Consider the following 13,426-nt stretch of genomic DNA (forward strand, 5'->3'; position numbering starts at 1 on the left):
TGGTCGCGGTACAGCCGGGTCGGCGTACGCCCCCGATCAAGCCAGGCTTGCCAGCCGCCTTCGGGGAGTAACTCGATACGATTGCCGCCGGGCGTAATATCGACCTTGAGCGCGTGCTCCACGCTCAGGGTAAAGTTGAAGGTAATGGCGTTTTTCGAGGGGACTATGACGTCGCCAAAATCATAATCAGCACCTGGCCCTATGCTGTAGGTGATGCCGCCAACGTACTGGCCGCTGGACATTCCCAATGGATTGGGGGTCCTGAGTTCGTAGGCGTACTCCATGGTATTAAAGGTCATGGAGGCCAGGTCTTGCGATGGTTGACGACTGCAAGGCCCAGCATTTTCAGGGGTCAGCCAAAAAAACGAAGCGAAGTTGACACCTGCCGCCAGATGCCCGGTGCTTTGGCATGGGGCTGGAGCATTCGTCCATCGTCCCTGCCAAGAAAAACCGGGCTGCGCCCAGGCAGACACGCCCGGTGGCCTGGGCACAGTCCATAACGAGCCAATCCCGGCGATCCGCAGTTGCACCGTCTCGGTTTCGCCAGTGACGGTATGGGTCACCTGCAGGTCGCGCCAATCGGACGGCACCTTGACCATGAAGCCCTGTCGCTCATCCTCGTGATTGGCCATGATCCGCGCATTGGCAGCCAATCTGAAGTTAGTGTCCCGGAGGCTGAAAATATTCAATGCCTTGCACCTGGCCGGGATGTGCGCCGCACAGATCGTACTGATCGGCGTGGTGTTCTCGAATCTGTTCAACATCGGGTTACTGGCATCCGGCCGGAACCGCGCCGTGATCTCCTGAGTGGCCTGTGCCGACGAACTGAACAACAGCGCCGCGCCCATCGCCCCCATCTGTATGATCAATGTATTGATGCGTTTCATTGTGAAAGGTCTCGTCATTGCACTTAACCTGCGGTCTGAGTGCCGCAAGTGTTTTCAGCCAAGGTGTCCGGCGTGTAGCGCAGGTCACCGATCATCAGCACGTCGTTTTCGTTGGCCGCCGAGGTTTGAGCGAACAGCAGGCCTTTGCCCAATCCCTGGGCCTGACACGCAAGAGGGCCCTGCTCACGGTGCCAAAAAATCAAACACGAGGTGCACCGTGCCGTAATACTCGCCGCCGTTATAACCACCCGGGGGCTCGATCGCCGAGATGTCCAGCTCGGCCCGGGTGCCGACGCGCGCCACCTCGGCGTTGACCACCTCCGTCGCGTCCAGGGTCAAGGGGATACGGTTGAACAGCACCTGCAAATCGATGCGCCCCTGCCCGTTGTTGGACAGGTACGGCGTATCCCCCAACCGGGCAGCGACACCGCCATGGAGGTTCTTCACATCGAAGTTCTTGCGCAAATGGCTGAGCTGGGACGTCACCAGGTTCCAGGCCAACAGCTGGTCCTGGCCCATCCAGTCTGGCTCGGACGGCAGCACATAGGCCTCATGGACCGGAATGGTCACCGACACATCAAAGGAATGGCGCTCCTGGATCGCTCCAGCCTGGGTGCCCGACAGCATCAAGGCCGCCAGCACACCGAGTCTTGTCAGTTGCTTGAACATCATGATCACCCGTTATTGTTCCCGACCTTCATCGGCTTTTTGACCTGCCCTTCGACCAGTACGAAGCTGTAACGCCGGTCCGGCTTCTTCTCGAACGTCAACTGACGCCCCGGAAGGATGTGGTGCTTGGTGGTGGGCACGCAGTCAGCCGCACTGGTCGCCGAACAGTCGTAAAACTCGTCGAGCACCACCACACTGTTGCCGGCGTTACGCAGTTGGTACTCGCTGCTCGTTTCATTGATTTGGGTATCGAAACGGGTGTGCTTGGGGCGCACGAAAAACACCGTGCCGTAGCCGGCCATCACGTTGATCCCGGCAGCCAGATGGTCTTTGTATTCGGCCCGCTCTTCGTCGCTGATACCAAAGTTGTCGTCTTTCTCCGGCACCACCGGGATGAAGCGCAGGCGGAAATAACGCTCTGTGTCCCGCGCGCCCATGTACAACAGTCGGGTGCCCTGACGTCCGTTCGCCGGCACGATCATCCGTGCGGGACTGGCCATCAGCCCGTCGCGGCTGGTGGTGTTGCCCTTGCCATCGGTCATCGAGGCGACAGGCACTTCCCGGGTGGTGCCGTCTGCGTTGTAGAGGATCTCCAGCACATTGACCTTGATGAACGCGGTGCTGGTGCCGCCATTGAACACGCGCTTGAGGTAAGAACTGCGATCACCTTCCAGGTAGTCGTACACCACCCCGACATTGATCAACGGCCCGGCGTGGGCCGTCAGCGACATCAGGCACAACCCGATCCATAACACTGCATGCTTCATGTTTACTTCACCTCATTGATTGAACGCGGCGCGCCTGGGCAAAAGTACCCGGCCGCCGGTGTTGTAGGGCCGGCCTAGACCTCGGAGTCCCAGACCACGGTCACCACGCCCGAATAGGTACTGCCTGGCCGGCTGAGCATCTCGCGCATGTCATCACTGAGCACTTCAAAGTGCAGGGTGCCGGGGCGGTCATTCACGTAAAACAGCGGCTGGAACAACTCAGTGCCCGTGCCATCCAGCCGCAGGGGGCGTTTGCGCACCGCCTGGTCGTCCTGGCCGTCGATGCCGCCGGGCAGGGTCACCGCCACCTGCACCGGCACTTCATCGCCCGTGCCGTTGCGCAAGCCACAGGTGTTGCCCATGACAATCGAGCACTCCAACTGCATCTTGAACCGTGAACTGGCGGCGATACGAAAGGTCTGGTCGCGGTACAGCCGGGTCGGCGTACGCCCCCGATCAAGCCAGGCTTGCCAGCCGCCTTCGGGGAGTAACTCGATACGATTGCCGCCGGGCGGAATATCGACCTTGAGCGCGTGTTCCACGCTCAGGACAAAGTTGAGGGCTACCGTGTTGATGCTGGGGATCAGCACATCCCCCATATCAAAGTCCATCCCCCGCCCAATGGAATAAGACAGCGAGCCACGGTACTCACCGGCGCGCATATTCAGCGGGTTGGGGGTACGCAGTTCATACACATAGTCAATGCCACTCCAACGGAAGTAAGGAATCGTCACCGACGGCGTTCTTGCGCAAGCCCCGGCACCCTCGGGTACCAGCCAGAAAAACTGGGCAAAAGAGGCACCCGCCAACATGAAATTGGTACTCATGCAGGGGGCGGGAGCCGATTGCCACATTGATTGCCAGGTAGCCCCAGGCCGGGCCCAGGCACTCACCCCGGGTGGACGAGAAAGGTTCCAACTACCACCGATACCGGCAATGCGTATCTGGACGACTTCCGTCTCACCTAGGCTGTTGCGCACCTCCACATCCCGCCAATCTGAAGGCAGGGTGAGCATGAAACCCTGCCGCGGGTTTTCATGATTAGCTTCAATCGCCTGCTCGGTAACGAACGAAAGCTCTGGAAGCCTCAGGCTGAAAATACCCAACGCCTTGCAACGTGCAGGCATGAAGGAGGCGCAGACACCCGCTTGGGGCGTTTTATTCTCAAAGCGGTTGACCATCGGGTTAGACGGATCCGGGACAAACGTCGCCCGGATCTCCTGAACCGCAGCCTGCGCCGACGAACTGAACAACAGCGCCGCCCCCATCTGTATGATCAATGTCTTGACGCGTTTCATCGTGAAGAGTCTCGTCATTGCACTTAACCGGCGCTCTGAGTGCTGGAAGTGTTTTCAGCCAGGGTGTCCGGTGTGCAGCGCAGGTCACCGATCATCAGCACGTCGTTTTCATTGGCGGTCGTGGCCGGATCCAGGCGGAACTGGCAGAGCAACTGGTTCTGGTATCGCACTTCCAGGGTCGGTGAACTGGCGCTCATTTCCATGGAGAAGAACCCATCCACTTCGCTCACCCCACGGCTGGCGTGGTTGATCACGTGGTGCCCCTTGAGCGGCTGCCCTTGGGCATCGAGCAGGCGCCCGAGCACGCTGACGGTTTTCATCACGGTGATTTTCCGGTAGTCCACCCCGCCCTTGTTCAGGTGATAGGTGGTGCGCGCCGGCTGGATGTTCGCGGCCGGTGGGTGGTTGCCTTCAAAGTCGAAGTTGACGGTGCTGCTCTTGTAGGCCGACACCGGCACAAAGTTGCGCCCCGGTCGCAGCAGCGCACCGCCGCCGTTGAAGTCATCGGCCCGCAGGGCAAGGCTGTCCAGATCGGTTTCGACATCGATGATCATGCCCGCGCCATTGCTCTGGTACTGGCTGGTCAGCAGCATCTTGTCGGCGCCGGCAACAAAGGTGCTGTGCAGGTTCAAACCACCGGTGAAGTTGCCGTTGAACGAACTGCGCTGGACAAAACCATCACCGCTGACAACGTCGGTGTCGAAACTGGCCATGCTCGACAAACCGGCGCCATAGGTGTCGGTGATCGCCGTAACCGAGACGCTTTGCAACAGGTGGTCGGTGAGGTCCTGGCGGTAGGTGACCGAAGCGTTGTTGTCGCGACCGCCATCACGGGCAGTACGGGTGCCGATGCTGCCGGAAATCTGCCGGCCATCACTCCCCAGGGCCAGGCTCAAGCTGATATCGACGCCACGGTTGCGCTGATCATCGGTACCGGCGTTACCGGGACGATCGAACACCGAGAAACGCCAATTGGCATCGCTGCCCATCACAGTGTCGCGGCGGCTCCAGCCCAGGTCCAGCCCGGCACCTTCGGCGTTGCCTTCGCTGTGGGAGAGTCGCAGGTTCCACGAATTTTTCGCATCGACCCGATGGTTGACGGAGACCGCCGAGTTGCTGGTTTGGCCGACGAAGGTATTGCGTCGCAGGCGTGTACCGTCGGGCAGGGTTTCGTAGGTGTCGCGGGTGTCGAGCCAGCTGCGGTTATGGCTCAATACCAGGTTGGTGGCGCCGAAGGTATAGAGCCCCTGCAGGTCCATGCCGGTGCCGTGTTCCTTGGTCTGATAGAGGTTGGTGTAAAGGCTGGTGTTGTTGGCAACGGTCCAGTCGACCGAGCCGCCATATTGCAGTTGCTCGCGCACTTCGCGCGCCGACAGGCCGAGAATCACCCGTGGGTGCACCAGGTAGTTGACGGAAGCGCCGGCGGTCATTGCACCTGTGGACTGTTCGTCCCAGTTGCTGAACAACTTGGTTTCACGCCCGGCGAATACGTTATAGCGCCAGCGGTCATCGACGTTGCGCCAGTTACTGGGTTTGTAGACCAGTTCCTGGGTGGTGCTGACGGTCAGGCCGTCTTCCACCAGGCGCACTTCTACTTCGTAGATACCGCCAGGCAAGGGGCGCGTGTCCAACGTCTGCAAACCGGCCGACACGGCCTGGGTATTGATCAACAGGCCATTGCGGTAAATCTCCACGGCGGCCTGGCGATTGGCAGTGACGTAGATCGGGTAAACACTGGCCTTGGCATTGTTGATGGCCAGGCTGTCAGAGCTGCCATACATGACGCCCAGGGCCGTATCGGGGCTGGTACCAAAGCTGCGTAACTGACGCGTCAGGCCATCGGAATTGGGGGTGAAATGGCCCAGGCGCAGAAACTGGCCTTCCAGTTCACGCTGGGTATACAGCTCGTGGATCGCGTGGCGCAGTTGTTCTTCGTCGCCACTCTGGCGAGCCAGTTGCAGGTTGAACACTTGGGTCCAGTTGCCCAGGCTGGCGCTGGCCTGCAAACCGTAACGTCCGCCCAGGTCTTCGTCCTGACCGCCGTTGAGGTTGAGCTGGTTGTTGATGATCAAGCCACGGCTGCCGCCATCGGGCTGTGGGTAGTAGCGCGGGGCGTCACTGGCGTGTTCGACGTTTTGGGTGATGATCGACAGCTGGGAGTTTTCAAGGTTGTAGTGCATGGATACCAGTTGCTGCGGGCAGGACTGGGTACACGAACCAAGGGCTATGCCCTTTTCCAGCGCCGACTGCCAGGTATCGCGCGTCGCGGCAGGAACCTTGCTCTCGCCTGGATCGGTAAATTCCAGCAGGGTCACACGCTCATCCTGCGACAAGACAATCAGCGCCTCCCCCAACAGTTGCTGATCCAGCTCAACCCGTACCGCCAGTGGCACGTCGAAAAAATGATCACTGAACCCGGCAGGCAAACCCTGGGCCTGGGTCAGCAGGTTGGTCGACGTCACAGCGCCGAGCGTCGGCGCGGCCAAGGCACTCGTACACACCAAAAGCGCAAGCGCAATCGCGATGGGCATCATCGGGAACATGAAAGAAATACTCTGAGGGCCAAGAGACAAGATGAAAACCAGGCCAGCCACTGGGGAAAATCAGCCGGCCTGAACGCAAATGCCCGCAGGCACAAAGGCCTTACGGGCACTCACACCATCAAGGTGCTGGTGTTGGCAGCACCGCGTCGAACACCAGCGCCACAGCAGAGGTGTACGCCCCACGCTGGGTGGCCGAAGGCTTGGCAGCCGTGATGCGCAATTCCGCCCCGACACCTGGGGTGGAATCAGCGTCGTTCACCACTTCGGTTGGCGTACCGGTCAGGGTGACGCCATGCAGGGTGGTGGTCAGTGGGATGTTCTGCGCTGGGGTACCGTTGAACAACACCGCCGGGCCACCTTCGATGTAGGCGTGAACCGAGCCGTTGGTGTTTTTCAGGTCGTAGATAGCAGTAAGAGGAGTCAGCTCACCGCTGACCAAGTTGTAGTTCATGGTTTCGTCCCGACCGAAGTTCGGGTCACGGGGTTGGGCGTGAAACACAGTAGTTGGGATATTTGCCTTGAGATTGACGGTATGGCTGGCCTCACCGGCGGCAAACACTACCGAGGAGCTCAGTGCCATAAGAGCCAGGGGAGCAGCAATCGCAAACTTCTTGAACATGGTCGATACCTGTTTCATTTTGGGCATTGGATTGAACCACTGAAAGTTGACTTAACCTCAACTGACAATGAGAGCCGTTACCGCCCGTGAAGGAGCAGCACAACACCCGAGCAATAATCCACCAACTTAGAATGCAAGTATGCAATCCACTTCCCACAACTTCGTAGCCGATAAATAAATATACCGCAGGAAAAACATGGCACTTTGCCAAAACTTCAACACTAGCTGTAAGATCTGGACTACACGATTAGCAATACAACTTATTAGTTGAATATTCCGTAAGAACGATACCACAACCTCAATTAAACCATCGAGCACCAGAAGCAAAATTAGAGCGCCTACTCAAGTTAACGGCCATAAACCGAAATACGTAAATTTGCATTACGTTATTTGTGAATCCATCCATGGCTCTGCTGCTGATGACCGTTGGTCGGGCAAGCCTACCCAGGCATTAAGATATATCTTACGTTATGTCTAAATCACACAAAGAGAGCATGACGATGAGAGACCCTCATTCCCACCGAGAACACGGTGATGGCCGCGACGGCTTCGAAAAACGCCCCGGTCGCGAACGTGGCGGCCGAGGCCCACGGGTCTTCGCCCCTGGCGACCTGAAGCTGCTGCTACCCGCGCTGATTGCCGAACAGCCTTGCCACGGCTACGACCTGATCCGCCAGATCGAAGGCCTGTTCGACGGTGCCTACAGCCCCAGCCCCGGGGTGATCTACCCCACCCTGACCTTTCTTGAAGAGAGCGAATTGATCACCGGCGATGCCGAAGGTGGCAAAAAACGCTACACAATCACCGACGCCGGACGTCTGTTCTTAAGAGAGCAAGCCATTGCCCTGGACGGTGTGCGCATGCGCATTGATGTGAGCAAACGCTCGCTACGCGGCCATGACCGGCCACCCGAAATCCACGAGGCGGTGCATAACCTGCGCCATGCCCTGCAATTGCACCACGGGCGCTGGAGCCCGGAAGAAATCACCCGTGTCGCGGCGCTGCTCAACAGTACCGCCCAAGCCATTGTGGATGGCCCGGCCGTCCAACCTGTACAGGGGAAAAACGTATGAGTACGCCTGTCATTCACCGTGTGACCCACGAGATCAAACGCCGGCGCCTGGAGGTGCTGCGCGTGGTCGACATCACCCCGCGCATGCGCCGCATCACCCTGGGTGGCGAGCAGTTGGCCGGGTTTGCCAGCCTGGGCAGCGATGACCATATCAAGCTGCTGTTCGCGCAGAATGCTGCCGAGCAGGCGGCCCTGGAAAGCCCAACCTTCAGCGTCAAGGGCGAGGGACCGCAACCGGCGATGCGTGACTACACCCCGCGCCGTATTGACTTGGGCAGCGGTGAGTTGGATATCGACTTCGTCCTGCACGGCGATGGCCCGGCCTCTACCTGGGCCGAACAGGCCAAGCCCGGCCAGCACCTGCACATTGCCGGCCCGCGCGGTTCGATGATCGTGCCGGATATCTTCGACAGCTACCTGCTGGTCGGCGACGAAACCGCCCTCCCGGCCATTGCCCGGCGCCTGGAAGAACTGCCGGCTGGGCGCAAGGTGCTGGCGGTGATCGAGATTGCCGATGAGCATGAACAGCAGGCACTCGACAGTGCGGCGGATGTAGAGGTGATCTGGGTAGTGCGGGGCCGGGATGATTTGCTTGGCGCCGTGCGTGAACTGCAGGTTCCACAAGGTTCGTTGTATGCCTGGGTCGCGACAGAAACCAAGTTGTCACGCCAGGTCCGGCGGGTGCTGCTCGATGAGCACACACTCAACGATGAGTTCGTCAAGGCCGTGGGTTACTGGCGTGCCGAAGGCAGCAGCGAAGAATAAGACCCTGTGGGAGCGGGCTTGCTTGCTCCCACAGTTTTACGCTGCCCGCTTCAGGATCTTGTCCAGCCCTACTAGCGCCAACGCCACACACACAAACCCCAACAATATCCCCCCGGCGTTCATGAACACCTGTGGATAACCCAGCGTCCCCACATCAATAAACGGATATGGGTACTGCCCCAGCAGATGCCCGCGCAGCAGCACATAAACGAAGTACACCAGCGGGTAAATCACCCAGTAGCCGATGTGCTTGAGGCGCAAGGTGCCCTTGGGTACCCAGAACCACCAGTAGCCCAGGAACAGCAGCGGCATCACATCGTGAAGCAATTCGTCAGCGATAAACTGCCAGCCCTCGGGGCTCCACAAATGCCGCAGCAGCAAGCTGTACGCCAGGCCTACCACAACAATGCTCACCGCAATCCCACTGCTGACCGCTGGCCGCAGGAAAAACCGGCGCCCGGCAGAAGGGCGACTCACCAGTGCATAACTCAACACCACTGCCGCCAGGGTGTTGGTCAGCACCGTGAAGAAGCTGAAGAAATTCACCAGGCCGCCTAACAGGCTGGCATCGGCCATCCAGCGCGAATAGACAATCAGGTACTGCTGAATCGCCAGGCCTGCCCAACCGGCCAGGGCTGCCCCTGCCACATAGGCCCTCATTCCAGTGGGCGTTTGGTGCGCATCAGCTTGACGTACAACCCTTCGACCTTCTCCCGCGCCCACGGCGTCTTGCGCAAGAACGTCAGGCTCGACTTGATGCTCGGGTCGTTCTTGAAGCAGCGGATGTCGATGCGCTCGGCAAGGCCTTCCCATTCGTAGTGCGCCACCAGCGCGGTGAGCACCTGCTCCAGGGTAACGCCGTGCAGTGGGTTGTTGTTCGGTGCGGTCATGCCAAGCCTTTGCCAAGAGTTGAAGAAGAAGCCGCGCACCTTAGCCGAGGTGCCTGGCCGGTGGAAGCATTGCCGTGATTGTAGCCCCACCTCCGCCCCCCTGTAGGAACGAGCTTGCTCGCGAAAATCGTCAACGATAACGCGCCAAACCTGGTTTAACGCGGCGCGCTCAGTTTTTTCGCGAGCAAGCTCGCTCCTACAGGATTTATGGAAAGTTCCACCTCCCGGCCAGAAAAGAGATGTTATATTGTAACTATAAATATCCAACTCTCTTGCTTTACCAAGGAACCTCCCGATGTCCCTCTCCCCTCTCTGGCGCCTGACCCCGCTGGCCGCTGCCCTGTTGATCGGCTCCCAGGCCCACGCCCTGGAACTGCAACCCCAAGTCATCACCGGCAACCCATTGGGCAGCCAGCAACTGGCCTCGCCCACGACGGTGCTGGAAGGCGACGACCTGACCCTGCAACAAAAAGGCAGCCTCGGCGAGACCCTGAACAAACAGCCTGGCGTGTCGTCGTCGTACTTCGGCCCAGGCGCCAGCCGCCCGATCATCCGTGGCCAGGACGGCGACCGCATTCGTATCCTGCGCAATGGCGTGGGCGCGCTGGACGCCTCGTCGCTGTCCTATGACCATGCGGTGCCGCTGGACCCGGTCAACGTCGAGCGCATCGAGATCGTGCGTGGCCCGGCCGCCTTGCTGTATGGCGGCAGCGCCATCGGTGGCGTGGTCAACACCTTCGACAACCGCATCCCCACCGAAGCCATCGAAGGCATCCACGGTGCCGGTGAACTGCGCTACGGCGGCGCCGACACCACCCGCAGCAGCGCCGGCAAGCTGGAGGCCGGCAACGGCACCTTCGCCCTGCACCTGGATGCCAGCGCCCGCGAGTTCAATGACCTGAAAATCCCAGGCTTTGCCCGCAGCCGCCATGCCCCGGAAAGCGAAAATGGCCCCGGTAAAAATGGCCGCCTGGGCAACAGCAACGGGCGCCAGGACAGCGGCGCGGTGGGCAGCTCCTACACGTGGGACGATGGTTACGCCGGGCTGTCCTACAGCAACTCCGACAGCAACTACGGCTCGCCCGCCGAACAGGACGTGCGCATCCGCATGCAGCAGGAGCACTACGCCTTCGCGTCCGAGATTCGTAACCTGCAAGGCCCGTTTACCTCGGTGAAACTCGATGCCGGCTACACCGATTACGAACACCGCGAAATCGAAGGCGGCGAAACCGGTACCACCTTCAAGAACAAAGGCTATGAAGCCCGTGTCGAAGCACGGCACCAACCTTTGGGGCCGTTCGACGGCATTGTCGGCGCGCAGGTCAGCCGCAGTGAATTCTCGGCATTGGGCGAAGAGGCCTTCGTCCCACAGACCGATACCCATGCTGGCGCGCTGTTTATCCTCGAAGAAATGCAGGCCACCGAGCGCCTGAAACTCAGCCTGGGCGCACGCCTGGAACACACCACCGTCGACCCGGACGGCAAGGGCAACGAGCGTTTCGCCAAGGCCAACAGCTCCAGCAGCTTCACCGCCGGCAGCCTGTCGTCGGGCGCGGTGTATACGCTGACGCCCATCTGGTCGCTGGCCGCGACCCTGGGCTACACCGAGCGCGCGCCGACCTTCTACGAGCTGTATGCCAACGGCGCCCACGTCGCCACCGGTACCTATGAAGTGGGCGATGCCAAGCTGTCGAAGGAAAAAGCGGTAGCCAGCGACCTGGCCCTGCGCTTTGACAATGGCACCCACAAGGGCAGCTTCGGCGTGTTCTACAGCCACTTCTCCAATTACATCGGCCTGCTGAACAGCGGCCGCACCTTGAATGACGAGGGCGAAGAAGACGCCGATGGTATCCCGGAGTACACCTACTCGGGCGTGCGCGCACGTTTCGTCGGCTTCGAAGCCCAGGACCACTGGAAACTCGGCGAAGGCGCCTACGGCAAATTCGCCCTGGAGCTGTCGGGCGACTACACCCGCGCCACCAACCTGGATACCGGCGAAGCCTTGCCGCGCATCGCCCCACTGCGCTTGAACAGCGGTTTGTTGTGGGAACTGGACCGCTGGCAGGCGCGCATTGATGTCGAGCACGCTACCGGCCAGGGCCGTGTACCGCGCAACGAAAGCGGGACCGACGGCTACACCACCTTGGGCGCCAGCGCCGGTTATCGCTTCAACCTGGGCGGCAGCCAATGGCTGGCGTTCGTCAATGGCGAGAACCTGACCAACCAGACCGTGCGTTATGCCAGCTCGATCCTGCGCGATATTGCGCCGGCTCCGGGGCGTAGTGTGCAAGTGGGCCTGCGCACGACCTTCTAACAGACACTGCTGTTCAACCCTGTGGGAGCGGTGTTCTGTCGCACTGTTACCAAATCCGAAAGAATCCATCTTGCGATTAGCGCTTTCTCTCCCCGAGCCAGCGCTTTATCCTTGTCTGCAACAAACTGAAACGTTTCACCTTTCAGCCAAACCTGACGAACGCCCACCCCCGGCTGCCGTTTGCGTACCCAAAACCAAAAACTATTAAGACCTGCCCTTGCCTATGCCTGCTTTCCCAACACTGCGCCTGTGCGCTGCGCTGCTGCCTTTGTGCCTGATCACCTGCGCCCAGGCCGCGCCGGCCTTTGACCGTGAGTCCCCGTGGATGCTGGGTGATTTCGGCGGTTCCCGGACAGCGCTGTCTCAACTGGGCTACGACTTCAAGATCGACTACACCGGCGAGATGGGCAGTAACCTGCACGGCGGCTCGAACCACGACCGCACTGCGCGCTACAGCGATCAATGGGCCTTCGGCAGCCACCTGGACCTGCAGAAGATTTTCGGCTGGCAGGATGCCGAGTTCCAACTGACGATCACCGAACGCAGTGGCAACAACATCACGAACGATCGCATCAACGATCCGCGGGTTGGCGGCTTTACTTCGTCCCAGGAGGTCTGGGGCCGTGGCCAGACCTGGCGCCTGACGCAGATGTGGTACCAGCAGAAGTTCTTCGACCAGAAGCTCGATATCAAGGCTGGGCGTTTTGGCGAAGGCGAAGACTTCAACAGCTTCCCCTGCGACTTCCAGAACCTGGCGTTCTGCGGCTCACAGGTGGGCAACTGGGTCGGTGGCATCTGGTACAACTGGCCGGTAAGCCAATGGGCGCTGCGGGTCAAATACCACCTGACGCCCGAGTTGTACGCGCAAATCGGCGCCTATGAGCAGAACCCGTCCAACCTCGATCGCGGCAATGGCTTCAAGCTCAGCGGCAGCGGCACCCAGGGCGCCCTGTTGCCGGTGGAGCTGGTATGGACGCCAAAGGTCCACGGCCTGCCGGGTGAATACCGCGCCGGGTATTACTACAGCAGCGCCAAGGCCAGCGATGTGTACAAGGACCGCAACGACCAGCCCGCGGCCCTCAGTGGCGAGGCCTATCGCAGCGCCTCCAGCAAGCACGGCATCTGGCTGGGCGTGCAGCAGCAAGTCAGCAGCCTGGCCAGCGACAACACCCGGGGCTTGAGCGTGTTCGCCAACGCGACGATGCACGATAAGAAAACCAACGCTGTGGATAACTATGTCCAGGCCGGCGTGGTCTACAAAGGCCCGTTCGATGCTCGTGCCAAAGACGATATCGGCTTTGCCGTGGCCCGCGTCCACGTCAACCCGGCGTACCGCAAGAACGCCCAGGCCAGCAACCAGGCCCGCGCGGTCTACGACTTTGACGACGCCGCCTACCTGCCGGTGCAAGACACCGAGTACAGCGCCGAACTCTATTACGGCGTGCACGTCAGCCACTGGCTGACGGTGCGCCCGAACCTGCAGTACATCCGTCATCCGGGGGCCGTCGCCCAGGTGGATGACGCGCTGGTCGGCGGGATCAAGCTGCAAGCGTCCTTCTAAATCTGAATAAACGCAATTAGCCCTGAACCAAGCCTGCGCGC

The 13,426-nt window shown here is 60.3% G+C and carries 13 protein-coding genes; 4 read left to right on the top strand and 9 right to left on the bottom strand.

Annotated elements, in window-relative coordinates; genetic code table 11:
* From BFQ03_RS23780 to BFQ03_RS23805, 7 genes are all read right to left on the bottom strand, one after another.
* Positions 1-887 (bottom strand): hypothetical protein (locus BFQ03_RS23780; RefSeq protein WP_239695279.1); only part of this gene is annotated, 887 nt, incomplete at its 3' end.
* Positions 888-910: 23 nt separating this feature from the next.
* Complete coding sequence (locus tag BFQ03_RS31040; RefSeq protein ID WP_262975312.1) at positions 911-1,039, bottom strand: hypothetical protein; 129 nt, start codon at positions 1,037-1,039, stop codon at positions 911-913.
* A 31-nt stretch (positions 1,040-1,070) separates the two neighbouring features.
* Complete coding sequence (locus BFQ03_RS23785) at positions 1,071-1,556, bottom strand: CS1 type fimbrial major subunit (protein WP_032860151.1); 486 nt, start codon at positions 1,554-1,556, stop codon at positions 1,071-1,073.
* Between the two features lie 5 nt (positions 1,557-1,561).
* Complete coding sequence (locus BFQ03_RS23790; RefSeq protein ID WP_032859939.1) at positions 1,562-2,323, bottom strand: pilus assembly protein; 762 nt, start codon at positions 2,321-2,323, stop codon at positions 1,562-1,564.
* Positions 2,324-2,397: 74 nt separating this feature from the next.
* Positions 2,398-3,150, bottom strand: a complete 753-nt coding sequence (locus BFQ03_RS31115) for a hypothetical protein (RefSeq protein WP_345788467.1) — start codon at positions 3,148-3,150, stop codon at positions 2,398-2,400.
* Positions 3,151-3,644: 494 nt separating this feature from the next.
* Positions 3,645-6,164 (bottom strand): CS1-pili formation C-terminal domain-containing protein, encoded by a 2,520-nt coding sequence (locus BFQ03_RS23800; protein ID WP_065944161.1) that lies wholly within the window; start codon positions 6,162-6,164, stop codon positions 3,645-3,647.
* A 118-nt stretch (positions 6,165-6,282) separates the two neighbouring features.
* On the bottom strand, positions 6,283-6,783 hold the full coding sequence (locus tag BFQ03_RS23805) for a CS1 type fimbrial major subunit (RefSeq protein ID WP_065944162.1): 501 nt from the start codon (positions 6,781-6,783) through the stop codon (positions 6,283-6,285).
* Between the two features lie 500 nt (positions 6,784-7,283).
* Here BFQ03_RS23805 and BFQ03_RS23810 point away from each other — a divergent pair, with 500 nt between their 5' ends.
* The gene (locus BFQ03_RS23810; RefSeq protein ID WP_065944163.1) at positions 7,284-7,856 is read left to right on the top strand and encodes a PadR family transcriptional regulator; all 573 of its coding nucleotides are present in this window, start codon (positions 7,284-7,286) and stop codon (positions 7,854-7,856) included.
* On the top strand, positions 7,853-8,620 hold the full coding sequence (locus BFQ03_RS23815) for a siderophore-interacting protein (RefSeq protein ID WP_065944164.1): 768 nt from the start codon (positions 7,853-7,855) through the stop codon (positions 8,618-8,620). The genes BFQ03_RS23810 and BFQ03_RS23815 overlap by 4 nt, the downstream gene beginning before the upstream one ends.
* Positions 8,621-8,656: 36 nt before the next feature.
* Here the strand turns inward: BFQ03_RS23815 and BFQ03_RS23820 are convergent, their stop codons facing one another.
* Together BFQ03_RS23820 and BFQ03_RS23825 are read right to left on the bottom strand one after the other, a co-directional pair.
* Positions 8,657-9,280, bottom strand: coding sequence for a Pr6Pr family membrane protein (locus tag BFQ03_RS23820; RefSeq protein WP_065944165.1), 624 nt, complete (start codon positions 9,278-9,280; stop codon positions 8,657-8,659).
* Positions 9,277-9,510 carry a VF530 family protein gene (locus BFQ03_RS23825; RefSeq protein WP_032859946.1) on the bottom strand — a complete coding sequence of 78 codons (234 nt, stop codon included), beginning with the start codon at positions 9,508-9,510 and terminating at the stop codon, positions 9,277-9,279. The genes BFQ03_RS23820 and BFQ03_RS23825 overlap by 4 nt, the downstream gene beginning before the upstream one ends.
* Before the next feature lie 295 nt (positions 9,511-9,805).
* Here BFQ03_RS23825 and BFQ03_RS23830 point away from each other — a divergent pair, with 295 nt between their 5' ends.
* Both BFQ03_RS23830 and BFQ03_RS23835 read left to right on the top strand, forming a co-directional pair.
* A complete protein-coding gene (locus tag BFQ03_RS23830; protein ID WP_032859947.1) occupies positions 9,806-11,824 on the top strand; it encodes a TonB-dependent receptor in 2,019 nt (672 codons plus the stop codon).
* A gap of 223 nt (positions 11,825-12,047) precedes the next feature.
* Positions 12,048-13,385, top strand: coding sequence for a carbohydrate porin (locus BFQ03_RS23835; protein ID WP_065944166.1), 1,338 nt, complete (start codon positions 12,048-12,050; stop codon positions 13,383-13,385).
* The last annotated feature ends 41 nt before the right edge of the window (positions 13,386-13,426 follow it).

Source organism: Pseudomonas sp. 25 R 14 (assembly GCF_900004755.1).
Taxonomy (GTDB): domain Bacteria; phylum Pseudomonadota; class Gammaproteobacteria; order Pseudomonadales; family Pseudomonadaceae; genus Aquipseudomonas; species Aquipseudomonas brenneri.

Coding starts and splice junctions, on each gene's coding strand:
- BFQ03_RS23785 (WP_032860151.1), bottom strand. CDS start 1,556: ATGTTCAAGCAACTGACAAGACTCGGTGTGCTGGCGGCCTTGATGCTG.
- BFQ03_RS23790 (WP_032859939.1), bottom strand. CDS start 2,323: ATGAAGCATGCAGTGTTATGGATCGGGTTGTGCCTGATGTCGCTGACG.
- BFQ03_RS31115 (WP_345788467.1), bottom strand. CDS start 3,150: ATGAGTACCAATTTCATGTTGGCGGGTGCCTCTTTTGCCCAGTTTTTC.
- BFQ03_RS23800 (WP_065944161.1), bottom strand. CDS start 6,164: ATGTTCCCGATGATGCCCATCGCGATTGCGCTTGCGCTTTTGGTGTGT.
- BFQ03_RS23805 (WP_065944162.1), bottom strand. CDS start 6,783: ATGTTCAAGAAGTTTGCGATTGCTGCTCCCCTGGCTCTTATGGCACTG.
- BFQ03_RS23810 (WP_065944163.1), top strand. CDS start 7,284: ATGAGAGACCCTCATTCCCACCGAGAACACGGTGATGGCCGCGACGGC.
- BFQ03_RS23815 (WP_065944164.1), top strand. CDS start 7,853: ATGAGTACGCCTGTCATTCACCGTGTGACCCACGAGATCAAACGCCGG.
- BFQ03_RS23820 (WP_065944165.1), bottom strand. CDS start 9,280: ATGAGGGCCTATGTGGCAGGGGCAGCCCTGGCCGGTTGGGCAGGCCTG.
- BFQ03_RS23825 (WP_032859946.1), bottom strand. CDS start 9,510: ATGACCGCACCGAACAACAACCCACTGCACGGCGTTACCCTGGAGCAG.
- BFQ03_RS23830 (WP_032859947.1), top strand. CDS start 9,806: ATGTCCCTCTCCCCTCTCTGGCGCCTGACCCCGCTGGCCGCTGCCCTG.
- BFQ03_RS23835 (WP_065944166.1), top strand. CDS start 12,048: ATGCCTGCTTTCCCAACACTGCGCCTGTGCGCTGCGCTGCTGCCTTTG.